Raw genomic sequence first — 23,525 nt, 5'->3', positions numbered from 1 at the left:
GATCGGGTCCCGTTGAGACCTGGGTGCAATTCCGCCATCCCTCCGCATGTCTGTCCGACATGTATTGGCGAAACATCGACAAGTCGCCCGTCGTATATGGGATCGCGAAGTATTCATCATTCGTACGCGAGAAGAACAGGGAGCTACCACATGAGCCGGACCGCATGGCGATCCCGGATTCTCCTGCCTGTATGTCTTATGGCCACTGTTCTCGCTTCTGGCGTCTGCGGAACCGAAACGAACGAAATTTCCATCGATCAGCTCCGGGGGCACGTGTACTTCTTGGCCTCCGACTATCTCGGCGGACGGGTGATCGGCTCCCGGGGTTACAGGATCGCCGCCGAATACGTCTCGAGTCAGCTCGCAGCGGCTGGTCTGCAACCATTCCCGTCCGGCGGGGAGGACCTGGGCGGTTTCCTTCACCCGGTCCCTGCGCCGATCCCCGATGACGGCTCCGGTGCCGCCGCCGACACATGTTACAACGTCGTCGGCTTCATCCCGGGCGCGGATCCGGATCTGGGCCGCGAGTACGTTCTCGTTTGTGCCCACCTTGACCACATCCCGCCGATCGACGGTCAGATCTGCAACGGCGCGGACGACAACGCCAGCGGCTGTGCGGCGGTCCTGGAGGTCGCCCGCCTGGTGGCGAAGGATCCCCTCGAGCGGGCCGTGCTCTTCGTCTTCTTCACCGGCGAGGATTACGAAGCGGATCCTCGGTTGGGCTCGCGCCACTTCCTCGACCACGGGCCGGTCGAACGCGGCCGCATCTTCGTGAACGTCAACATCGACATGATCGGCCGCGAGGACACGTATTGGCCCAAGCCGGGAGGCATCACCGTGATGGACAGCGAGTCGGTGTGCCCGGAGTTGCGGGATGTCTGTGCCGGGGCGAACGAGAAGGGGAGCCGGCTGCCGTTGCACTATGATGTCTCCCAGGGCGGCGCGAGCGACAGTCGCAGCTTCGCCGATGCCGGCATTCCATCCTTGGGGCTGTTCTGTGGAGCCCATGCCGATCTGCACCGACCGAGCGACGAAGTCGACCGGCTCTCTTTCCCACGGATCCGGCAGGTCGCCGGACTGGGGCTCGTCCTCGTCCGCGAACTGGCTTCCGGCGAGACCGAGCTCTGTCGCTGACCCCGTGTGTCCCTGACTGGCTTTGGACGACATCTCGGATGTAAAACAAAGGTCCGCCTCTACGCGATCCGGGATTACGGAATCCAGAGCTGGGACATCCTCACCACACCACAATACGTGGTCCCGACCAGTGCCATGTTCATCGGGGACACCTGGGCCTTCATCGAGACGGATCTCGGCGAGGCGACCCCGGCTCGTGTCACGGCCCAGGAGAACGTGACCACTCCGGCCGTTGATCCTTCACCTGCTTCCGCGCTGAAGGAGTGCGCCTTGTCAGACCAACGAGATCCCGAGAAAGTCGTCCGCGAGATCATGCGCCGCACTCGCCGCAAGTACTCCTCAGAAGAGAAGATCCGCATCGTTCCGAACCGACGACTATTGTAACAGGCCGTGATTTAGTATATGATTATGTGACCTACTGTGAGGGAACTACAGCCGCCCGCCCGTGCGAAATTCTCTGACACGACTGAAACCGCCCATCGGTGCGTAGGGCGCCGATCACGTCGATCGCGACGCGTATCCGCTCACAGAACCCGACGCGCTCAAGATCCGGAGGCCCCATGACTATCCGCCACGCCACGATCCTGTTGCTGATCCTGTCGGTTGCCGGACTTTCCTTCGCAGCCGACGCCTCGGCTCCCCGTCCCTACGCGCCGGTCCAGTCGGGCTACGTCCGCAGTGCGGACGACGTCCTGCCCTACGCGCCGGATCGCGTGCTGGTCCAGTTCACCGCGGATGCCTACCGCCGTTCCAACCTCGCGGCCGCTTCGGTCAAGAACGTGGCGGTTCCGGGGGCGAAGACGGGTCTCGCCGACATGGACGCCATGCTGGCCGAGACCGGCGTGGTGCGCTTGGCCAAGGCCCTCGGCGGCCCCGCCGGGAGCGCCGATCGCGACCGTCTGGGCGTAGACCGCTGGTTCCGCCTGGACCTCGCGGGGGAGGCGGACGTGGTTGCCATCGCGGCTCGCCTCGCCGCTCATCCGGACGTGGAGCACGCCAACCCCGACTGGCGGGCCTTCCCGGCCGTCGTCCCCAGCGATCCGCAGTATGCCGACAACTGGGGCCACCATAACACCGCCCAGTTGCCCGGATACGACTGGGGCGGCTCGTGGGACCACACCCTCGGGGGCGTCGGCACGGTCGGTTTCGACACCAACGCCGATCTCGCCTGGAACTACGCCCAGGGCTACGGCGCCCCCGGCGTGGTGATCGCCATCCTCGACAGCGGCGTGGACACGGGTCATCCCGACCTGAACCTCGTGGCCGGCTACGACTTCGGCGACAACGACTCCAACCCCGACGACAACAGCGCCGTCCCCGGCCACGGCACCGCCTGCGCCGGCGTGGCGGCCGCGACGGCGAACAACGGCCTCGGTGTGGCCGGCATCGCCGGCGGCTGTTCGATCATGCCCTTGAAGGTCGCCGACAGCTGGGGCGATATATATTTCTCCTACCTCATCGACGCGATATACTACGCGGCCGACAACGGCGCAGACGTGATCAGCATGAGCCTGGGCGCCGCCATCAGCGGCGACCCGTCCACCGACGCGGCCCTGCTCTACGCCCGGAACGCCGGCGTCGTCATCCTGGCCGCTACGGGCAACGAGAACGACAACGCCATCAGCTACCCGGCCATCAACGGCAACGTGATCGCAGTGGGTGCCGCCTCGCCCTGCGGCGACCGCAAGCGTTCGAGCAGCAGCAGCGGCGAGGTGAACCCCGGCGTCAACACCGATCCCAACGGGTACACCTGCGACGGCGAGCGCTGGTGGGGCTCCAACTACGGCACCAACACCCAGGACGCGGCATCGGCCGTGGACATCATCGCCCCGACCATCCTGCCCACCACCGACATCACCGGCGGGGGAGGCTACTCCAACAACGACTACGAACCCTTCTTCAACGGCACGTCCTGCGCCACGCCCTACGCGGCGGGCGTGGCGGCCCTGATCCTGTCGGCGGAACCGACCCTCACGCCGTCGCAGGTCCGCACGCGGATCCGCAGCACCGCCCTCGACATCGTGAACGTGGAGTCGGGCAGCGGCTGGGACCGCTATTCGGGCTACGGCATGATCGACGCCGAGGCGGCCATCGCCGCTGGCGCCGGCCCAGTGGCCCCGACCGCCGACTTCGTCGGCTCGCCCACCGGCGGTTGCGTGCCCCTGACGGTCGATTTCACCGACCAGTCCACCGGCGACGTGACCTCCTGGAGCTGGAACTTCGGCGACGGCGGTGTCTCGACTCAGCAGAACCCGCCCCACGTCTACACGGTCGCCGGCACCTACTCGGTGACCCTGACAGCCACCGGTCCCGGCGGCTCGGACGGCTTCACCCGCACCAACTACGTGACCGTCGACCCGGCCCCCGCGGCCGACTTCACGGCGTCGGTCACCGCGGGCTTCGCGCCCCTCGCCGTCGATTTCACCGACCTGTCCGCGGGCGGACCGACGTCCTGGTCCTGGACCTTCGGCGACGGCGGCACGTCGACCCTGCAGAGCCCGTCACACACCTACACGGCTCCCGGCGTCTACGACGTCACGCTGACCGCCACCAATCCCTGCGGCTCCGACCCGGTCACGAAGACGGGCTACATCACTGTCAACGCCGCGCCGCCGACCGCGGCCTTCACCCAGGATCAGACCGCGATCTGCGCCGGCGGCGACGTCTCGTTCACCGACCAATCCACCGGCGACGTCACGTCCTGGGACTGGGACTTCGGCGACGGCGGCACCTCGACACAGCCAAACCCGATACACACCTATGCGGCCGCGGGCACCTTCACCGTCTCGCTGACGGTCATCGGTCCCGGGGGCAGCGACACGGCGACGGCGACGAACCTGATCGACGTCGCACCGCTGGTCGCGGCCGACTTCACGGCGTCGGTCACCGCGGGCTTCGCGCCCCTCGCCGTCGATTTCACCGACCTGTCCGCGGGCGGACCGACGTCCTGGTCCTGGACCTTCGGCGACGGCGGCACGTCGACCCTGCAGAGCCCGCAGCACACCTACGCCACCGGCGGCACGTTCGCCGTCACACTGGTCGCGACGGGGTCCTGTGGACCGGACACGATGATCGTGGCCGACATGATCGTCGTCACGATCGCCACCGCACCGGTCGCGGCCTTCAGCGGAGACCCCCTGATGCTATGCGCCCCTGGCGACGTGACCTTCACCGACGCCTCCACCGGCGACATCGCCTCGTGGCAGTGGGATTTCGGCGACGGCAACCAGTCGACGGCCCAGCATCCGCTGCACACGTACGCGGCGCCGGGCGTGTACGACGTGACCCTGATCGTCACGGGACCGGCTGGCGCCGACACCCTCCTGCTGGCGGGCTACGTCACCGTCGAGGGCCCCGTCACGGCCGACGCGTCGGCCAGCATCCTGTCCGGCACGGCGCCCCTGACCGTCGACTTCACCGATCTCTCGGTCGGCATTCCCACGTCGTGGTCGTGGGACTTCGGCGACGCTTCGCCCGCCGGAACGATCCAGAACCCCAGCCACACGTACACACTCGCGGGCACGTATACCATCTCGCTGACGGCGGCGAACGGCTGCGGTCCGGACACGTTCGTCCTCCCGGCCCAGATCGCGGTCACCGACCCGCCGGCTCCGGTCGCGGACTTCGCCGGCGACCCCCTGTCGGGTTGCGCCCCCCTGGGCGTGACGTTCACCGATGCGAGCGCCGGCGCCGTGACGGCCTGGGCCTGGGACTTCGGCGACGGCGGCAGCGACGCCGGGCAGCACCCGACCCACGTGTTCCAGAACGCGGGCGTCTACGACGTCACGCTGATCGCCACCGGTCCCTCGGGCGCCGACACACTGTCCCTCGCGGCCTACGTGACCGCGGAGGATCCGGTGACGGCGGCCTTCTCGGCCTCGCTGACCACCGGCGCCCCGCCGCTGAGCGTGGACTTCACCAATCTGTCCGTCGGTGCGCCCACGTCCTGGCTGTGGGACTTCGGCGATGCGGCGACGGACGCGGTCCAGAACCCGACCCACGTGTATGCCGCCGACGGCACCTACACCGTCTCCCTGACGGCGACCAACGGCTGCGGCACGGACACCTCGATGCAGCTGGACCTGATCGTCGTCAGTTCGGCCACGGACGTTGCGTCGCGGGTCTTCGCCTTCGAACACAACGTTCCCAACCCGTTCAACCCGTCAACGGTCATCGCCTTCTCCCTGGAGCGGGACGGCCGCGCCAGGCTCGAGATCTTCGACGCCGCGGGCCACAGCCTGGGCGCCCTGTTGGACCGTGAGATGCCGGCGGGCCGGCACGAGGTCACATGGCGGCCGGTGCGCCAGCCTTCGGGTGTGTACTTCGCGCGGTTGACGTCGGGCGACAGGACGGCGATCCAGCGGATGGTGCTGGTCCGGTAGGATCCGGCTGATCCGGACGATGACGGCGGCTCCTGCCGGCAGATGGGAGCCGCCGTCGTGCCGTCACGTTACACGACTCACACTCCCATCATTGCATTCGACTATACAATGGTCCAATGCGATACACACCGAATTTGCACTTTACTATATCTTTTACCACAACGCCCACTTCTTCTATGCGTTCATACATATCTGCATGAAGCGATATTACTACGCTTGCCTCCTTATCGATAACAGCTACGCAGTCTTTGTCATACTCACATCCCTTACACTCCATAGAGTATTCTCTCTCTTTTTATCCAGATAGACCTTAATGCCGCCCAGTTGTAATATCACCTCTTCGTTCAGGATGATCTTAATGTGATATGCATATAATATTTTATTCATACTGTCTCTTTCAACTGTGATTTCCCCGCATTCCGTATTGATAATCCATGTGCGCCCTGCGCGGGGAGCCGGACGTTTTCCCACGGAATATTTAACAGGCATGTCGCAATGTATTTGAGCATGTTGGCCGGGTATCGGCCTGGTCCTGTAACTCCCTAGATTTCGGTTCGGATGGATTAACCGGCAGGCACAGGAAGGTGTTGACGCCCCTCCCGTGAAGGGACTACTACTGTCGCGGGTGCCGCACTTTATGACCGGATTCCTGCCGCACTCTTGGACCGGCGTTTGCAATCCGCAATGCGGGTGTCAGTTCGACTCGATCAGGCCGATCTGCAGGGTGACCTGAGGGCTGGAGGGATCATGGCGTCGTTTGTTTTTGTTCTCATCATGATTGTGCTGGCGGGAATGGGGTCGGCGAACGCCGAGATCTATGGATTCGATGACATGTCTGATCCGGATGGGACGCCGGTCAGTACGTGCATCATCGCCGGGGTCACGGTGACGATCAGCAATTCCAGCAGCAATCCACTCACACTGAGGACGTACGGATCATCGGATTGGGTGGCATTCTCCGGACACACCATGTACAATACTCCGCTGGATCCGAGCCAGGTTTCTTTCGACCGCTTTATTTCCACTGTCAACGCCCTGGAACACACCGGACTCTTCGTCGCGGCCCAGCCCATCACTTTCACATTCGACGTGCAGACCAGGGGATTCGGGTTGACGACCGTGGATCTGCTGGAAAACGGAGCGGGACCGGGCGCTCATGCTGAATTGACTGCATACGATGTCCTCGGGAACCAACTCGCTCAGCATTCCAGACCAGGCGAACAGGGTGCTTCGGGGTTGGCCCTGAGATGGGAGGTTCTCGCGGATGCAATCAAGTACGTCGTGTTGACCGGAGAAGAAGCCGCCGGCCAGGGTGGCTACGGGATCGATGATCTGATCGTCGGCTGGCCGATTCCGGCCGAGGATTCGAGCTGGGGCCGAGTCAAGATGCTCTATAGGTGATGACGATGACCTGAATCAGCCAGCCCGGGTGATTTACCAGCCCATTCTCTCAACTCTCAGATTCTGAGACGTCGGGCGGAATTGGTTGACAACGTAAATCCTTGGATCGCAGGGCTGATGCATGAACAGAAGGCGCAGCTCCCGGGAGCCCTGCCCCCGGCCCTTACCTAACCATCATCATCTTGGTGAACCTGATTTCATCGCCGGCCTCCAACCGCACGAAGTACATCCCCGCACCCAGCGCCTGTCCCTTGCGATCCGCGCCGTCCCAGTGCACCTCCTGCCCCCCCTCTCCCTGCACGCCGTCCTGGAGTACGGCCACTTCACGCCCCGTGACGTCGTAGACGCCGATCCGGATGTGGGATCGGGCCGGCAGCGCGTAACGGATGGTCGTCGAGGGATTGAAAGGGTTGGGATGATTCTGATCGAGTCGGAGACCGGTCTCCGGGAGGTCGCCCAGTCCCGGGTCCGCGCCGGTGACGATCTCGAACTCGTAGGCCCTCACCTCGTGGCCCGCCAGACTCAAGTTCGAGATCTCGAACCCGGGCGTGATCGTGATCGTCCTGGTGTCGGCGGGATCGAGCAGATCGACGATCTCATGATCGCCAGGCACCAGACTGGTCTCGGTACCGGTCAGCGTGACGCCGCCCTGGGCGATGTCGGACGTGTTGGCCAGGCAGAGCACGGTCTGCAGCTCGTCGCTGCGCACGAAGGCCAGCACCGGTGACGCGGAGCTCGTCAGCGGCTGATAGGTGCCATGCCGCAGGGCCGACGACTGATTCCGGACACGGATCAACTGCTTGTACCAGTTCAGCAACGATCCCGAGTCCGATTCCTCAACCAGGACATTGTACTGCTCGTAATTGCCGTTGATCGCCTGCCAGGGCGTGCCGGTGGTGAAGCCGGAGTCGGGCCCGTCGGTCCACTGCATGGGCGAGCGGATGTACTCGTGGGCGTCGCTGCCGACCATGCCGATCTCCTCGCCGTAATAGACGAACGGGACGCCCGGCAGGGTCAGGTAGAGGCCCGCGGCCGCCTTGGCCTTGCCCAAGTCGTGGCCGAGGACGTTGAGCGAGCGGTCCTGGTCGTGGTTGGTGAGGAAGGTGGCGTACTGGAGGTACGGGTAGAGGCTGTAGACCTGCGAGGCCTTGCCCTTAAGGTTGCCGGCGTCGGCGTCGTTGACCGCGCCGAGGGTGGCGTAGGACAGGTCGAACTCGAAGCAGAGATCGAGGCGGTCGTCGATCACGTACTGGATCACGGTGGTGGAGGCGGTCCAGGCCTCGCCCACCGACAGGACGTCGGGCTCCACCGACTTGACGTGCGCGTTGTATTCCTGCCAGAACTGCAGCGTCCCCTGCGTGCTCTGGAGCCGGCCGGGATCCTCGTCGATGTAGAGCACGGCGTCGAGACGGAAGCCGTCCACGCCGATGGTGTCGAGCCAGTATGTCGCAGTCTCGAACATGGCGTCCTTCACGGCGGGGGCGTCGTAGTTGAGGTCCGGCATGCCGCTCCAGAAGAGACCGTAGTACCAGCCCGAAGAATTCCAGTGCCAGACGTTCTGGCCCCAGGGACCGGTCTCGCCGGGATCGCTCGGCGACCAGCGGAAGAAGTCGCGGTAGGCCGGGTCGTTCTGCCTGGACGCCACGAACCAGGGATGCTGGTCGGAGCAGTGGTTCATGACGTAGTCGATGATGACCTTGATGCCGCGGGCGTGGGCGGCGGCGAGGAAGGCCTCGAAGTCGGCCATGGTGCCGTAATCGGGATTGATGGCGCGGTAGTCGATCGCGTCGTAGCCGTGGTAGCTCGGCGAGTCGTTGATGGGCATGAGCCAGAGGCCGGTGACGCCCAGGTCGTCGTCGGTGGCGGGGTCGCCGTCGTTGAGATAGTCGAGCTTCTGGGTCAGGCCCGGCAAGTCGCCGATGCCGTCGCCGTCGCTGTCGTGGAAGCTGCGAACGAGGATCTCGTAGAATACCGCGTCGTTCCACCAGTGGAGCTCGCCGATCTCGACCTGGCCGTCCCCCGGCGCGAAGTCGTTGTACCAGACGTCGATCAGGTTGTCGCTCTCCAGCACCGTGTAGACGCGGTTGGAGCCGTAGCCGGGGAACTCCTCGGTGCCGTCCCACTGGCCGTTGTAGCGGAACTTGAATTCGATGAACTCCGACGGGGTGAAGCCGTCGAGGGTGACCTCGTAGATGGAGTCGCCGTCGGCGTCGGCGAGAGGCGTCAGCGGATCGGAGCCCCACCCGTTGAAGGTGCCGGCGATGTCCACGAAGTCCTGGGCGGGATCGAAATTGCCGAGCTGGACCTGCAGGGCCATGCGGACCTTGAAGGTGATCGGCACGGCCTGGGCGGCGGTGGCGACGACGAGCGTCGTGACGAGTGCCGCGAGGATGAGTCTGCGCATCGAGCTTATGCTCATGGTTCGTGCTCACCTGCTGAGTGGGGCGTCGGGATGGGAGGTGTAATTCTGGACCATTATAACACGTTCCGGCCGTTCCCGGTATATCCTCAGGCTCATTTCCCATGTGCGTCCCACCCAAGCCCCTGGAGGATGTTATGCGAATCCGGATTCGTCTCCCGCTCCACGTTCTGGCCCTCGTCGTCACCGTGGCCCTGAGTGCCGCATTTGCCGTCGCGCTTGATTGTACGCCTCTGGACACGTTTCTCTGCAGCGGCAACGCCTGCTACAACTACATCGGCATCGACGCCGTCCCCGGCGAGTTTGCCTGCGGCACTGATTACACCGGGTGGGATTTCCAGGTCTTCGATGTTGAGTTGACAGCCCCGGGCCTCGCGTCCCCCGCATCGTACACCAGCGGCTTCGACCCCTTGATCCCCGACAACCACCTCTTGCTTTTCGAGCATTGCGACCTTGCCCAGTGCATCGCCTCAGATACATCATCCGACTGGATGCACGGCTTCTCCGCCTGTCTCGACACAGGCACCTATACACTCATCATCGCCAGCAACACGACCGCTCAAGCGCCCATTGGCGTAGGGATGAATGCTGGATGCGTCGATTGTGATCCGGTGGCTGGAGAGACGCAGAGGTGGGGAGCGGTCAAGTCGCTCTGCCGCTAACGAGCCGGGCTGGATCATCGACATCAAATGCTTCGACAGGGCGGCTCCGCGACGGATAAGCATACAGTTGTTTACGAAAATCCCAGGGAGGGTGGAAGGTTGTCCGCTTCGGGACCGCAAGGAGCCGGGATGCCCGGCGTCGCGGCGGTCTGCGTGGCGTTTCACTTTTCATGGGTTCGTGACGCTCGAGCCCCGGCCAGGACCGGCATTGGTTCGTTCCGTATTTCGCATGGAAGCTGTATCATGCCAACCACGTCAGGACAGCATCGAGTTCTGAATTGATGGACACCCGATGGACACCCTGGGTCGGCTGCTCCAGCACGCCTTGACGGCCGGGTGGGCACGGTATCTACAGGGGGATGCCGCCTTGAGGAATTTGACCGGGCCAATCCGTCATGGTGGAGTCCAGCGGAGTTCCACAGTTCATCTGATATGACCGACAGGACATTTAAGTCAGACGGCATCGCCGCGCGAACTGATTCTGCTTGAGCCGTCCGATCCCAGGAGCCCGGGAGGTGCCGCCGTGAGCAAGTCGACCGTAGGCCTACCAGCCAATCTCATACTGCCGCGTGCCAGATCCGCATTCGCGTTGTTCGCCTCGGTCAGTCTCGTCCTGGTGGGCACGGCTGTCGCCCGGGAGCTGCAGGGCGCCGAGCAGCCCGGCGAGGGAGTCTGGCGCAACTACGACTTCACGCCCGGCGCACAGGTGTGGTTTGCGTCGGACTTCACGGATGAACCGGTGGGTCGCTTCCCCGGCAGCCAGCTCGAGTTCCTCGGTGGCAACATGGAGATCGTCACGAAGGACGGGGAGAAGGTCCTCGAGGTCTCCGCGAACAGCGAGTTCGCCATCGGTCTCCCCGAGGCGCTCCCCGGGGACTTCTCCCTCGAGTTCTCTCTCCAGACCGGCGCGCCGAACTTGGCCGTCTTCGTCCTGTTCACACCGCGGGAGACGGCGTGGAACCGATACATGAGCCAGTACCTGCACATCTACCAGCGACCGGGTATCGCGTTTCAGGGTCAGCCCGTGGCCAGCATCAGCGGCGTCCGCAGCCTCCCGGAAGGTCTCACGCCGGTCAAGCTCCAGGTCGACGGGGATTACGCGATCCTATACGTGGGCGGGCAGCGGGCGGCCAACATCCCGAACGCGAACTTCATCACCGGGAGCAAGATCCACTTCATCGTGTCGGCCAACGACCGCCGCCGGGCGTACCTGAAGGATTTCGTGGTCGCCGTCGGCGTAGAGGACATGTACGAAAAGCTGATGGAGACCGGAGCGTTCACCACCCGCGGAATCCTCTTCGACTTCAACGAAGACCAGCTCCGTCCGGAGTCGACGCCCGTGCTCGAGCAGATCCACTCCATGCTCGAGAGCCATCCCGAGATCGTGCAGATCACCATCGAGGGGCACACCGACAGCGTTGGCGAGGAAGAGTACAATCAAGCCCTCTCCGAGCGCCGCGCCCAGACGATCAAACGGTATCTCGAGGAGAACGGTATCGATGGTGACCGCATCGCGGTGCTCGGCATGGGCGAGACGGAGCCGGTGTCGGACAACACCACCGCCGCGGGGCGGGCGGAGAACCGTCGGGTCGTGATCCGGATTTCGGAAGGCTAGCCGAGAGAACCGGAGCAGGGAAGGAAGCGACGGTGATCGGGGACATCCGTCCCCCACGGCCTGTGGACAGCAGCTACAGCCGCGAGTTCAAGAAGAGGTGGACCCCATCCCTTGGACAGCTCGACGGCCAGTCTATGGGATGGGGCTCACCTCTCCCTCGCCGTCCATCGTCTCTTTGAAGATCGCCGGCGGCGCCCCGGGCATGGTGGATCTGGTCGTCTTTGCGGGCCGTGACGGGAACGTCTGTGTCGCCCACTCGCCGATCAATACACCGGATGTCACGACCGGCTGCCTGGAGGCGGGTACCTACACGGTGGCCGTGTCCTATCTGGTCGGAGCGGTAACCCCTTTCCAGCTCTCGCACCTCTGCGGACCCCCGAGGTCTACCTGGCCTGTCATCTTGCATCCCGCTGGTGCTCGTCGGTCGTGCCGTCGTCGTACCTGCCGATGAACTTCACGATCCTGCCCCGCGGATCGCGCGCGAAGGCGGCCCGGAAGTAATCCAGGTCCCCGACGCGGAACAGGTCTTCCCCCATGGGTTCCAGCTTCATACGGGGCCGGTCCTCGCGCTGGTACAGGAGGGCGCCGTTTTCGATGAAGATGCGCCGGGGGCCGTATTGCCCGGCATACTCCTTCATCTGCTTCTCCGTGAGCGCGATGGGATCGATCCGGCTGTCCACGTCCACCAGGGCCCACTGGAGTCTGGCCTTGTACCGCTCGTCCGCCTCGTCCTCGATGAGCCTGCGCAGCGCGTCGGCGTGGGCGGCCTCGAGGGCCCGTTCCGGCGGTACGGCGATGTGTGGCGCGACACCTGCGCCCTCCCAGCCCTCGTTGTTCTCCGGGTTGTAGGCCCGGCCGCGGGGCACGCGGATGCCCATGCGGAAATCGCCGAAATCGAAGATATGGGAAGACACCGTATGGCCCCCGCCGCCCGTGGTTTCACCCACGAGCGTTGCGCGTTCGAGGTTGCGCAGGTCGAAGGTGAACTCCTCGGCGGCCGAGAAGGTGTTCCCGCTGGTCAGGATATAGACGGGTTGCTCGGTCAAGCGCCGACCCGGCACGTAGTCGGGACTGTAGGACTGAACCGTCTTCTTCTCGGCGCGGATGTCCCAGTTGACCAGGTGCGTATCCTCCGCGAACAGGTATCCGCAGATCAGGCGGATCATCGACGCCGACCCGCCGCAGTTGTACCTGAGATCGATGATCAGGGCGTTGCTGTTGGCCAGGAAGTTCATGGCCGCCACGGCGGCGGCGAAGGCTTCGTCGCCGTGCGAGAACCGATCGAACCTGAGGTAGCCGATGCCGCCGGTCAGGATCTCGGCCTTCTTGAAACCGTAGTTCTGCGCGCGCTCCAGTCTCTGCTGGCGTGCGGCATCCGCCGGATCCTCGTCCAACTCGGCCTCCACGACGGACGGATCCAGCGGCAGCAGGGCCGCGATGCCGAAGTGACCGTCGTGGTTGATCTGCTGGGCGTCCTGTTGAAGTTTCTGCGCGAACTCCGCCGGATCGGTGATGTCGGCGTATGCGCCGTCGGACAGGTTCTGCCTCAGCCCCGCGACGATTCTGCCGGCCGGCGCCTCGAGGACGTAGACCGAATCGATGACTGCGGTGAGGCTGTCGACGACCGCCGCCCGGATCGCGGCATCCATGGCGGGGAGCTGGCCGGGACGGGCGAACTGGGCGTCGGCGGCGGGTGCGAGGGACAGCAACGACAGCAACAGGGCCGTGGCGCCGAGCGCGGAGGTCCCGCGGATCGATGCTCCCCGCACGTCGTTCATCCGTGCGTGATTCTCGATTGTGAACGGCATGGCTTCCGGTCCTCCAGGCTGAAGGGTTGGCGCGAGCGGCATCGATCCGGTTCCTGTGCGGCGGCGACAGGATATACGGACACGGATGGCGAATCGTTGCAATGGGACTACCGGGGTGCCCCACCTGTATACCCTATCCATTTCCGTATATTTCGATCCGTATACCGTTCTGAGTTCTTCAGCTTGGGCTGGCGGGATCTGAATCCAGTGAGCTGGAGCCGAGGGACGAGATCGGGCCCAATGAGCGCTCGGCGGCCCTGTCGCGCAACTCCATGGGTTGCAGCGCAGCCGGATTTGCACGAAGGGATGGCAGAATGGCGTTTTACCGGTACAGCGCCTTCACCTCGCTCCAGGACGAGGACGCGTCGGAAACGGGCACGGTTCTCGGCGACTGCCGGATCGTGAACTCGGTGACGTCGTTCGGGACGTCGATCGGGAAAGCGAACACGTTGAAGCTTCCGGAAGCGACGACGCTGTCGACGGCGTTGATGACGTCCTCATCGAGCGGCAACATGATGGCGAAAGGCGCTAAGTCGAGGGGGGAGTTGTAGTCGGGGTTGTCGAATCCGAGACCATCCCCCAGGGTCGATTGAACGAATCCGGCGCCCGTACCGAAACCGAGCACGACCTGATAGCCGATCCAATCCTCCGCGGTGCCGTTGAAGACTCCCTCGGTCAGGATGTATTCGGTCGCCGGCACGCCGAAATCCTCCACGGAGAAGACCATGTCGATGTAGTCGACGACAGCGAAGGCCTTCTGGTTGATCGAGATCCAGTTGGGCGAGGCGCCGACGACGTCGTCGTTCCCAATGTTCGGCGTCACGACACTGTTGAAGGACATGCTGTCGAGGCCCGGCCCGGAGGCTCCGTCGAAGGCGATGATGACGCTGGCCCGGGCCGAATCGCCGGGTGAGCAGAGGACAGCGGCGATGAGGAAGAGGATCCCGGATATCCGGCATATGGCGGCTGCGATCGGATTCTGTCCGCTGATCATGATCGAACTCCTTGAATAAAGCCGCGGCAGGGTGGTGATCACCAGAGCTAAACAAGACCAATTTTAACTAGTATAGTATTGCCGCCCCCATATCGCTTCTGAAAAATCACATCCGCCCCCCGTCCCATCATTCATCCCATCCGAGCCAATCGCAGGAACTTAAGGGCGCGCTCGCCTGTCGGGATTGGGTGCGTATATGCGTCGAGACATCGACAGCGACGGTAAACTCGGGCTGGCGTCTTGATGCAAGAGCAGAGAACGCGGCGACAAGGATGATATTGAACGTTCGTTTGTGCTATACTCGCCTCGTAGTGACCGCAAGGGGCGCGGCGGGACACGGATTCGCCCGGGACAGGGGTAAACCGTACCATGAAGATGACGCTGGCCCGTCGATACCACGGCTCCGGGCTTCCTTGAACCGCACCCATTGAAATGACATAATCGAAAACACGCTTGAAGAGGGCAGGAGGACGACATGAAACCGCGCAGATTCATCGTTTCCATAGCCAGCGGCCTGATCCTGCTCGCCCTGCCCGGTGCGGGCCCCGTCCCGCTGGCCGACACCGCCGCCGTCCCCGTCGCCAACGACGACAGCTACAGCCTGTGGCAGGGGGCCACGCTCACCGTCACGTCCGGCAACGGCGTGCTGCAGAACGACACCGACGCCGACGGCGATCCCCTGACGGCTTCCTCGAACACGCCGCCCGCCAACGGCACCCTGAACTTCGGCAGCAACGGCGCGTTCACCTACGACCACGACGGTGCGAACTGGAACAACGACAGCTTCACCTACCACTGCAACGACGGTTTCAACAACTCCAACATCGCCACGGTCAACCTGAGCATCACGCGGCTGGTGGACGACATCCCCTCCAGGCTGCTCTACCTGATCGTCGGACCCCAACTCCGCTACGTCCCCTACGACGCCAACCACTCCCTGTACGACATCCCGGACACCGTCACCCGGGCCGTGGTGGTGGTCCACGGCACCAACCGCAACGCGAACGACTACTACAACACCATCCTCATCGCCGCGACCAACGCGGGCAACGCCCAGGGCCACACCCTGATCGTCGCCCCCCAGTTCCTGACCTATCTGGATATCTTCGAGAACCCCAACGCGATCACCTGGCCCGTGACCAACCCCTTCGACCTGGTCTACTGGACGTCGGGCGGCTGGAAGGAGGGGGACGAATCGGCCAATCCCGGCGGCTACTCCGTCAGCTCCTTCGACGCCATGGACGAGATCCTCGAGACCATCGCCGAGAAGGGGAAGAACGTCCGGGACATCATCGTCACCGGGCACTCCGCGGGCGGACAGTTCACGAACCGCTACGCCGCGGGGAACGACGTCGACGAGACCCTGCGCGAGGAGCACGGGGTCCGGGTGCGCTACGTCATCGCCAACCCGAGCACCTACCTTTACCTCAATGACGAGCGCTGGACCGGACCTCCCGATCCCTACACGAGCTTCGGCGTCCCGGCAAACGACTGCACGCCCGGCCAGCAGCACTACGACCACTACAAGTACGGGCTCCAGAACCGGAACCCCTACATGAACCGGCTGAGCGCGGACATCATCCGCAGCAACTACCGGGACCGGCGGGTCATGTACCTCATGGGCGAGCTGGACGTCGAGGACGGGAGCCTGGACCAGACCTGCGCCGCCAACCTACAGGGGATCCACAGGTACGAGCGCGGCCAGGTCTTCATGAAGTACCTCAAGCACTACTACGTGGACACCCGGCAGGAGACCATCTGCCACGAGTACGCGATCCTGGGCGGCGTCGAGCACGACGCCGACCAGGTGTACGCGACGGACGAGGGCCGGTACGCGCTGTTCGACTACGGCGACCCCTATTACAACATGGTCTGCGGGTTCATCGCCCACCCCGCCGCCCCGCTCTACGGGCGGCTGTTCATCGGACAGGCCGTGGCCGCCGCTCCGGACAACTGGTGCGTCGAGCTGATGGACGGCACATACTACGGCAGCCCGAACCGGGACATCGACTTCAACGGCAAGAAGATCACCGTCACCTCCTGGAGCGAGAACCCGAGCACCTGCGTCATGGACTGCCAGGGCCAGGGGCGGGGCTTCAACTTCCAGACCGGCGAGGGGTACGACTCGGTGGTCAAGGGCATCAAGATCAAGGACGGCACGGCGGTCGACGGGGGCGGCATCCGCTGCAGCAACGCCTCGCCCGCCATCCACCACTGCGCCTTCTACAGCTGCCGGGCCACGGGCAACGGCGGCGGCGTGTACGCCAACGGGACCGCCTATCCCGATGTGGTGGACTGCGAGTTCAACAGCTGCTCCGCGGTCCTCGGCGGCGGCCTGTACTGCAACTTCAGCAGCACCAGCAACCCGGCCGTGAATTTCTGCTCGTTCGTGGGCAACCGGGCCAGCACGGACGGAGGGGGATTCTGGGGCTCCAACGTCGGCACTGGTATCTACAAGGGCGTGTTCCTGCTCAACGGAGCCGACAACAACGGCGGCGCCATCTACCTCACCGGCGGCTCGGCCCCGAGCTGTGTCTGCTTCTGTGCCGTCTTGTACAACTGGGCCCGGAATGCCGGGGCGGCGGTCTACCTCACCGGCAATGCGTCGCCGTACACGGCCTACAACTCCTACGTCGGCAACTACATCAGGACGAACAAGCAGGGCGACCCGGCCGCCGAGGAGGGGCCGGCCGCGGCAATCGCGGTCACCGACTTCTCGCAGATGACCATGAACAACTGCATCGTCGCCTTCAGCGGCAACGCCGGCGCGATCTCGACCGAGCCGGGCACTACCGTCCTGCTCTCCTGCAGCAACCTGTACGGCAACAGCGGGGGCGACTGGAACGGCGACATCGCCGACCAGGTCCTGATCGAGGGGAACTTCTCCGGAGACCCCTGCTTCTGCAACGCCGATTCGGTGGACGCCGATCTGCATCTCTGCGCCGATTCCTACTGCCTGCCCGGCATGCGACCCTGGGGCTGCGAGGATCTGGTAGGTGCGCTGGGCGAGGGGTGCGACGGGTGCGGATGCATGAGTCCCATCGCCACCTACCTGGCCGTGTTCTCGGCGCAACCCGACGGGACGGCCGTGCGGTTCGTCTGGCAGGTGGAGGCGACCGGCGAGCCGGCCGTCTTCCGTCTGTCCGGTCGCCGCGGCGACCGGGAGTGGACCGTGCCGTACGAGTCGGAGGGCGGCGGGCGTTACCGGGCCCTGGACCCGTCGCCGCCGGACGGCGCTCCCGGGGCGATCGTCTACTCGCTCCACCTGCGCCAGGGAGAGGACCGGTGGCTGCTGCTGCACCGGGAGGAGGTGGCCCCCGGCCTGCCGCCGCTCGTGACGCGGCTGGAGGACGTCCACCCCAACCCCTTCAATCCGCAGGTCGCGATCACCTACGCCCTGGCGGCGCCCGGACCGATGCGGCTGGCTGTCTTCGATCTGAGGGGAAACAGGGTGATGACCCTGGTGGACGGGATGCAGCCCGCCGGACGGCGGACCGTCACCTGGAACGGCGTCTCGGCCAGCGGGGCGCCGGTGGGATCGGGCGCATACGTCGTCAGGTTCGAGGGCCCGGCGGGGGCGCAGACGCGCAAGATCCTGCTGGTGCGGTGAGGCGGACCTTGTGCACTGACAAGGAGAAATCATCCATGACATGTCGAAACGGGCAAAACCAGGAATAATCCGACTCCTGACGGCCTCGATCGGACTTTCCCTGTTCATCCTGGCCGGTAGCGCGATGGCGGCGATCGGCAGCGGCGACTCGCCCCTGTTCTTGCTGGATACCTACGACACGACCAGCACACCGGACAGCCATGAACCACCCCTGGCGCTTCACCCGCGGCAGGTGTGCCCGAATCCCTTCAACCCCGCCACGACCATCACCTACGACCTGCCCCATGCATCGACCGTGGATTTGACTGTTTTCGACCTTAAGGGTCGAGTCGTATGCACCCTCCGCGACGGAGTCGTCGAACCGGCGGGCGGACGGAAAGCGATCTGGAACGGTTGTGATGACCGAGGCCAGCGGGTTTCAGGTGGCGTGAATATCTGTCGCTTGCGAACGGATGGTTTTACCGCTTTCCGGGCCATGGCCCTGGTGGAATAGTGAAGTTCATGATGGGGGAGCAGGCCGTGAAGAATCATCCGCACCGTGAATTGCTGTTCCTGCTGGCTGTTGGCTGCCTGGTCTTCCCGGTTGCAGCCCTCGCCGATATGCCGCCGGAAGTCATGAACGTTCTGGAGAACCAGCGTCCCGGCACATATCTGGTGGACATCTCATGCGACTTGTTCGATGCGGACGGCGACTTGATGTTCGTCACGGCTTATCTGTCCGTGGACGGCGGTTCGACATTCCCGATCGAGTACGTTTCCGTCACCGGCGACGCCGGCGCCTTCATGGTTTCGGGTGACGGGCTGGCGATGACATGGGACGCCGGAGCAGATTATCTGGGATATTACGAGACGCAATGCGTCATCAGGGTCGTGGCGGAGGATGGTTTTCCGATACCGGAGGGCTGCGTCTACATCCATCGCGGTACTTTCGAGATGGGCAGCCCCGAAACGGAAGTCGAACGTGAAGCGGATGAACTCCAGCATACGGTCACGCTGACCAGAAGCTTTTTCATGCAGGCCACGGAAGTGACCCAGGCCGAGTACGTGGCCTTGATGGGCGTCAATCCGAGCGTCCACCAGGGCGGTCCGGAATGTCCGGTCGACAGCGTTACCGTGCAGGACGCGCTCATTTACTGCAACGCGAAATCACTCGAGGATGGTCTGACGCCCGCCTATGAGGTGGGGATATTCGGGACATGGCACCAGGAAGCCGATGGCTGGCGCCTGCCTACCGAGGCCAACTTCCGGGGGGATTTCTATCCCTACCCGGGTTGTCCCGTGGGGATACATCGATATGCTCCCATATCTGTCGCAAACTTCCCGCCGAACGCCTGGGGCCTATATGACATGCACGGGAACGTGTTCGAATGGTGCTGGGATTATTATCTGCCCGATTATTACGCGGATGACCAGATCGACCCCACCGGTCCCGAATTGGCCTCCACCCGGTGCATGCGGGGCGGCTGTTACGCCTCCTTCGCGCAGGATTGCCGCTCCGCCGAACGCATCGCCACTTTCCTTGATCACACCACCGATCATCACGGCTTTCGAATCGTGAGGTGGGCCTACTGAGGCCGCCGGCGACCGGGCCGCACCTGCCATGTAAAGGCGTCCCCGACCAGCGGATCCAAGGTCGATTGGCCGGTCGCCCGCGAGCCGCTACCGGATATACCCCAGGCTTCGCAGGCTCCGCTCCAGGGTCTCGCGTTCCTCGTCGGACACGGATTCGCCTCTCGAGAGCACACCCAGATCTTCGATCACATAATGCGGGCGCCGGGCCAACGCACGGCTCTCGAAAGCCTCGGCCATTATCCTCCCGTCCATGTCGGCCGGGGTCGGCAGGCCGAGGAGATACAACATCGTCGGCGTGATGTCGGCTATTTCCATCTCCGGCAATTCCACGCCCCGGCGGACGCCTTTGCCGTACGCCATGACGATTCCCTCTCGCGTGTGGTTCCACTTCTCGTCGGGTCCCAGTGCGCGCAGGACGGCGTCGCGCGGCCTCTTCAGGTTCCAGAACTCGACGTGATAGTCGCCGTAGGTTCCCTTGACGATCAGGTCGGGGGCGTGCCCGATCGCGCCGGGCGCGACATCGCAGAACTCGATGGGGTAGGGCGTGCCCCGGGCGCCGGCCTTGATGCCCCTTCCCGCCCGGCGCAGGTACCGTATCAGCGACTCGTCCGCGGACATCCCCGCGGGCGTTTCGATCCCCCTCCTGTTCAGTTCCTCGAGATCGAGGAGGTCGCGGTTGAAGTACACGCACCACAGGTTGTGGAACACCAGTGTCTTCTCGAAGTCGATTTCCGGGCCGGATGCGTAGGACAGCAAGCCGAGCTGCTGGAAGAGGCGGTTCAGGTCGATGCTGATCGAGTACTCCTTGAAGCCGTGATCGGAGGCGATGATCAGGGTCGAGTCTTCCGGAAGCCGGTCCAGCAGCCGGGCGAGATGACGATCGATGATCTGGTATACTTGCCTCGTGATGGGCGTGACGCCGTCCAGGTGCTGGATGTTGTCCGTCTGGGTGAAGACGTACAGGAAAAGGTCCCAATCCTCGTATTCGTAGAAGTACGACGCGTACCTCGTGGCATCCGCCGTGAACTCCGGTATGATCGGTTTGTCGAGCCACGAGGAGGGAAAGTAATATCCGAATCTCTCCTGCAGGGAATCCGCAAGCGAGCCCGGGTAGGTGAAGGCGACGTCGGTGTCACCGGCGGCGAAGAGCGTGTGCGAGAACCTCAGCACGTAGTCTGATCGGGACCGGCCGCCGGGGATGACGACGAGCCTGCACCACCCCTTCTCGGACCTATCGGGGGCGAGATGGTTGACCTTGAGCCAGGGCGAGAACTCGCCGACGCGGAAAGCGCAGGACGTTGCGTCGCCTGCTTCCAGCCGGCCGCTCTCTAGCCTTCGTTTCTTCAGGTAGACCTTGTCGTATCCGACGGACCCGTCGTTTGTCGTGTCGCAAAGATAGAACTCGAATCGATTCGCGGAGTGCTCCAGCACGGCCGACATGGCCGGGGAGTACGATTCCGGCGGGTCGACGTCATCCGGCATGCCTCCGGAGTCCGTGAAGGTCAGATCGAAATGCTGCCGGTCGTGCAGCTTCGTCGGCGTCATCAGACCGGAGACCATGATCCCGTCGACGTCGCGCACCGGATACGTCATCGGCACATTGATGACAGCGGTGCGCCTGCCGGCGAAGGATGAGATGTCCCAGACCGATGGAGTCCGCGTGTCCACGGCCTCCAGGGGCAGGAACGTCCTGGATTCACGGTCCCAGTGGCCGAACGTGTAGATGCCGGTCCTCTCGGGCAGGTACCCCGTCATCATCGTCACCCAGGCGGGCGGGGAGACGTAGGCGTCCACGGAGCGGAGCACGCCATGGCTTCCTTCCCGCTTGAGTTTCGCGAACGTCGGCAGGAGCCCCTCCTCGATCATGGGATCGAGGATGTTCCACGCGGCGCCGTCGACCCCGATGAAGACGACCTTGTGCCGCCGCCCGTCCCGCCGCTCGACGTCCCCGGCATATTCCTCCCAATCGGCATATGCGTGCGCGACGGCAAGCCCGGCCGCGCCCGGGGAGACCGGCGCGCGCTGCCGTTTCGCATACAGGAGGCAGGCGCCGCCGGCCAGCGACAACGCCACCAGCAGAGTGACGATGATGGGTGCGCGTTTCACGAGAGTGACCTTTCCGGCAGGCGCTGGCGGTCGATTGCTTTGCGGCTCCGTGCGGATTGGTTGATGCGTGCTGCATGTATACTTCATCCTGCAGGACGCTGTCAACGGAACCGCATCTTTGCGCCTCGCCCCCGAATCAGCCAGCAGCCCGTTTCTCGAAGACGTCCGGTCCGCGGGCCCGGCGATGCCGTTCGGGACGCCGAACGCGCGTCGGTGGCGGGGATCGATTAAAAGACTACTGTAATTGTCTGGATACGGGCCGGTCGGGCGCTCCGGACAACCGTCCGAGCGAAGTCACGTGAACCCAACCAGGAAGAGGGAGGTGGCGCTACCATGCCATTCACCACCGTGAAGGTCATAGAGGGAGTGTTCTCGAAGGAACAGAAGACACAGCTCATCGAAAAGATCACCGAAGCGATGATCGAGGTCGAGGGCGAGGGAATGCGCGATTTGACGTGGGTCGTCATCGAAGAGGTCAAGCAGGGGGATTGGGCAATCGGGGGCAAGCCCGTCATCCCCAAGCCGAAGCCCACTGGCACATAGATGTGTGATGGCCGACCGACGGCTGTCGGTGCCGCTATCATACGTCCATCGGATGCATTCGCTTCATGGCGAAGGCGCGGCCACTCTGCGATTTGCCGGAAAACATCGAGGTGGTCCGCGGGCTACTTGAGCAGGGTCACCGCCTTCGTCTGCTCGATCCCGTCCGCGCGCATCCGCACCAGGTAGACCCCCGCCGCCACACGCCGGCCGTTGTCGTGGCGGCCGCGCCAGTCCACGGCGTGACTGCCCGCCGGCATCCGCGCGCCGGCGATCAGGCGACGCACCAGCGCACCCGCGGCATCCAGCACGTCGATATGCACCACGGTCGGTCGCGTCAGCTCGTACCGGATGGTCGTGAGCGGATTGAACGGATTGGGGTGGATCGATCCCAGGCGGACGGCGGCCGGGCGACCCGGCACGTCCACCAGGGTCTCGACCACCTCGAAGCGGAGATGGTCGAAGGACATGGCCGACGCCCAGTAGCCGTCGCCGTCGCCGCTCTGGTGGAAGCTCTCCTCGGTCAGCAGCAGGCGGCAGTCGTATGCTCCCGGGGGCAGGGTGGACTCACCGTAGCAGAGCCTTTCGATCTCGGCATAGACGCCGACATCGGTGGGGCCGACGTCGGTATCGTAAGCCGGGTCGGTCGCGCTGCCGATCACCGTACGCCGCTTGACGGGACTGTCGCAGGCGCCGGGCGTGCGTTGATGTTCCCACCAGAGGACGTGGAAGCTGCTGTCGACCGCGAAATCCACCTCGGCCGTACCGTCCGGGTTCGTGATGAAGAAGTCCAGTAGCAGATAGCCCTCGAAGATGTAGTCGGGATCGTCGTGGTTGGCGATGTAATCGGCATCGTTGCTGTTGCCCGCATCGGGCTGCTTGTGCCACCAGCGCCCGGTGAAGCCGATCATCTCGTTGGCGACGTCGTCCCCCTCGTCCCCCCAGAGCCCGGTGGGCTTGCCCACCAGCTTGATCTGGTAGGCGAAGTTGGGCTTGAGATCGACCGCCGAGAGATGCCCGGCGAAGGTGATGCATTCGCACGGCGTGTAGGTGACCGCGACGGCCGCGTCGTCGTAGAGATACGCGCCCTGATAGGACTGGGCGTAGGGATTGGTGGCGATATCGCGCCAGCGGTATGGGGCCGGGGGCCAGCTCGTGACATCCGAGGCCGATGCGAGTTGCTCGGTGGCTTCGGGGCAGGGAGCGCCCCGAACGCACGCGGTCGTCGCGATGGCCAGCATGACAAACAGGACTGCGAACGGGAATCTCATGTCGCCCTCCC

Annotated in this window: 15 protein-coding genes and 4 pseudogenes; 14 read left to right on the top strand and 5 right to left on the bottom strand. The window is 64.2% G+C overall.

All coding sequences use genetic code 11. The features are described 5' to 3' along the window. Positions 1-273: 273 nt before the first annotated feature. The 8 genes and pseudogenes from KJ554_06830 (at position 274) to KJ554_06795 (ending at position 6,917) form a co-directional block, all read left to right on the top strand. Entirely contained in the window at positions 274-1,134 is an 861-nt protein-coding gene (locus tag KJ554_06830; GenBank protein MBU0742041.1) for a M20/M25/M40 family metallo-hydrolase, read from the top strand. Between the two features lie 135 nt (positions 1,135-1,269). Continuing rightward, entirely contained in the window at positions 1,270-1,518 is a 249-nt protein-coding gene (locus KJ554_06825; protein ID MBU0742040.1) for a hypothetical protein, read from the top strand. A gap of 176 nt (positions 1,519-1,694) precedes the next feature. Next, positions 1,695-3,203: pseudogene (locus KJ554_06820) on the top strand (S8 family serine peptidase). After that, positions 3,204-3,434 (top strand): annotated as a pseudogene (locus KJ554_06815) (PKD domain-containing protein). Positions 3,435-3,623: 189 nt separating this feature from the next. Then, a pseudogene (locus KJ554_06810) lies at positions 3,624-3,956 on the top strand (PKD domain-containing protein). 426 nt (positions 3,957-4,382) lie between these two features. Further along, positions 4,383-4,694, top strand: a pseudogene (locus KJ554_06805) (PKD domain-containing protein). Positions 4,695-4,889: 195 nt separating this feature from the next. After that, the gene (locus KJ554_06800; GenBank protein MBU0742039.1) at positions 4,890-5,516 is read left to right on the top strand and encodes a PKD domain-containing protein; all 627 of its coding nucleotides are present in this window, start codon (positions 4,890-4,892) and stop codon (positions 5,514-5,516) included. Positions 5,517-6,263: 747 nt separating this feature from the next. Beyond that, positions 6,264-6,917, top strand: a complete 654-nt coding sequence (locus KJ554_06795; GenBank protein MBU0742038.1) for a hypothetical protein — start codon at positions 6,264-6,266, stop codon at positions 6,915-6,917. Positions 6,918-7,080: 163 nt separating this feature from the next. Here the strand turns inward: KJ554_06795 and KJ554_06790 are convergent, their stop codons facing one another. After that, positions 7,081-9,321: a T9SS type A sorting domain-containing protein gene (locus KJ554_06790; protein MBU0742037.1), complete on the bottom strand. Its 2,241-nt coding sequence runs from the start codon at positions 9,319-9,321 to the stop codon at positions 7,081-7,083. Between the two features lie 152 nt (positions 9,322-9,473). Here KJ554_06790 and KJ554_06785 point away from each other — a divergent pair, with 152 nt between their 5' ends. Together KJ554_06785 and KJ554_06780 are read left to right on the top strand one after the other, a co-directional pair. After that, entirely contained in the window at positions 9,474-9,998 is a 525-nt protein-coding gene (locus tag KJ554_06785; protein MBU0742036.1) for a hypothetical protein, read from the top strand. Between the two features lie 523 nt (positions 9,999-10,521). Next, on the top strand, positions 10,522-11,613 hold the full coding sequence (locus KJ554_06780; protein MBU0742035.1) for an OmpA family protein: 1,092 nt from the start codon (positions 10,522-10,524) through the stop codon (positions 11,611-11,613). 395 nt (positions 11,614-12,008) lie between these two features. Here KJ554_06780 and KJ554_06775 read toward each other — a convergent pair whose 3' ends face one another. After that, on the bottom strand, positions 12,009-13,421 hold the full coding sequence (locus tag KJ554_06775) for a S41 family peptidase (GenBank protein MBU0742034.1): 1,413 nt from the start codon (positions 13,419-13,421) through the stop codon (positions 12,009-12,011). Between the two features lie 322 nt (positions 13,422-13,743). Beyond that, positions 13,744-14,415, bottom strand: a complete 672-nt coding sequence (locus KJ554_06770; GenBank protein MBU0742033.1) for a hypothetical protein — start codon at positions 14,413-14,415, stop codon at positions 13,744-13,746. A 475-nt stretch (positions 14,416-14,890) separates the two neighbouring features. Between KJ554_06770 and KJ554_06765 the strand changes: the two genes are divergently transcribed. Genes KJ554_06765 through KJ554_06755 form a run of 3 tightly spaced genes read left to right on the top strand, consistent with a single transcriptional unit; the run spans position 14,891 to position 19,597 of the window. Further along, entirely contained in the window at positions 14,891-18,025 is a 3,135-nt protein-coding gene (locus tag KJ554_06765; protein ID MBU0742032.1) for a cadherin-like domain-containing protein, read from the top strand. Positions 18,026-18,065: 40 nt separating this feature from the next. After that, complete coding sequence (locus KJ554_06760) at positions 18,066-18,518, top strand: hypothetical protein (protein ID MBU0742031.1); 453 nt, start codon at positions 18,066-18,068, stop codon at positions 18,516-18,518. Continuing rightward, on the top strand, positions 18,518-19,597 hold the full coding sequence (locus KJ554_06755; protein ID MBU0742030.1) for a formylglycine-generating enzyme family protein: 1,080 nt from the start codon (positions 18,518-18,520) through the stop codon (positions 19,595-19,597). Before KJ554_06760 ends, KJ554_06755 begins: the two co-directional genes overlap by 1 nt. 87 nt (positions 19,598-19,684) lie before the next feature. Here the strand turns inward: KJ554_06755 and KJ554_06750 are convergent, their stop codons facing one another. After that, entirely contained in the window at positions 19,685-21,703 is a 2,019-nt protein-coding gene (locus tag KJ554_06750; GenBank protein ID MBU0742029.1) for an alkaline phosphatase family protein, read from the bottom strand. Positions 21,704-22,036: 333 nt separating this feature from the next. Here KJ554_06750 and KJ554_06745 point away from each other — a divergent pair, with 333 nt between their 5' ends. Continuing rightward, positions 22,037-22,246 (top strand): 4-oxalocrotonate tautomerase family protein, encoded by a 210-nt coding sequence (locus KJ554_06745; GenBank protein ID MBU0742028.1) that lies wholly within the window; start codon positions 22,037-22,039, stop codon positions 22,244-22,246. A 122-nt stretch (positions 22,247-22,368) separates the two neighbouring features. On the opposite strand, the gene KJ554_06740 is transcribed toward KJ554_06745, so the two are convergent. Continuing rightward, on the bottom strand, positions 22,369-23,514 hold the full coding sequence (locus KJ554_06740; GenBank protein ID MBU0742027.1) for a hypothetical protein: 1,146 nt from the start codon (positions 23,512-23,514) through the stop codon (positions 22,369-22,371). Between the last annotated feature and the right edge of the window lie 11 nt (positions 23,515-23,525).

The sequence above is a fragment of the bacterium genome (genome assembly GCA_018814885.1).
Taxonomy (GTDB): Bacteria; Krumholzibacteriota; Krumholzibacteriia; order LZORAL124-64-63; family LZORAL124-64-63; genus JAHIYU01.
Note: the sequence above shows the minus strand (reverse complement) of the source record. Positions and strands in the feature narration are given on the sequence as shown.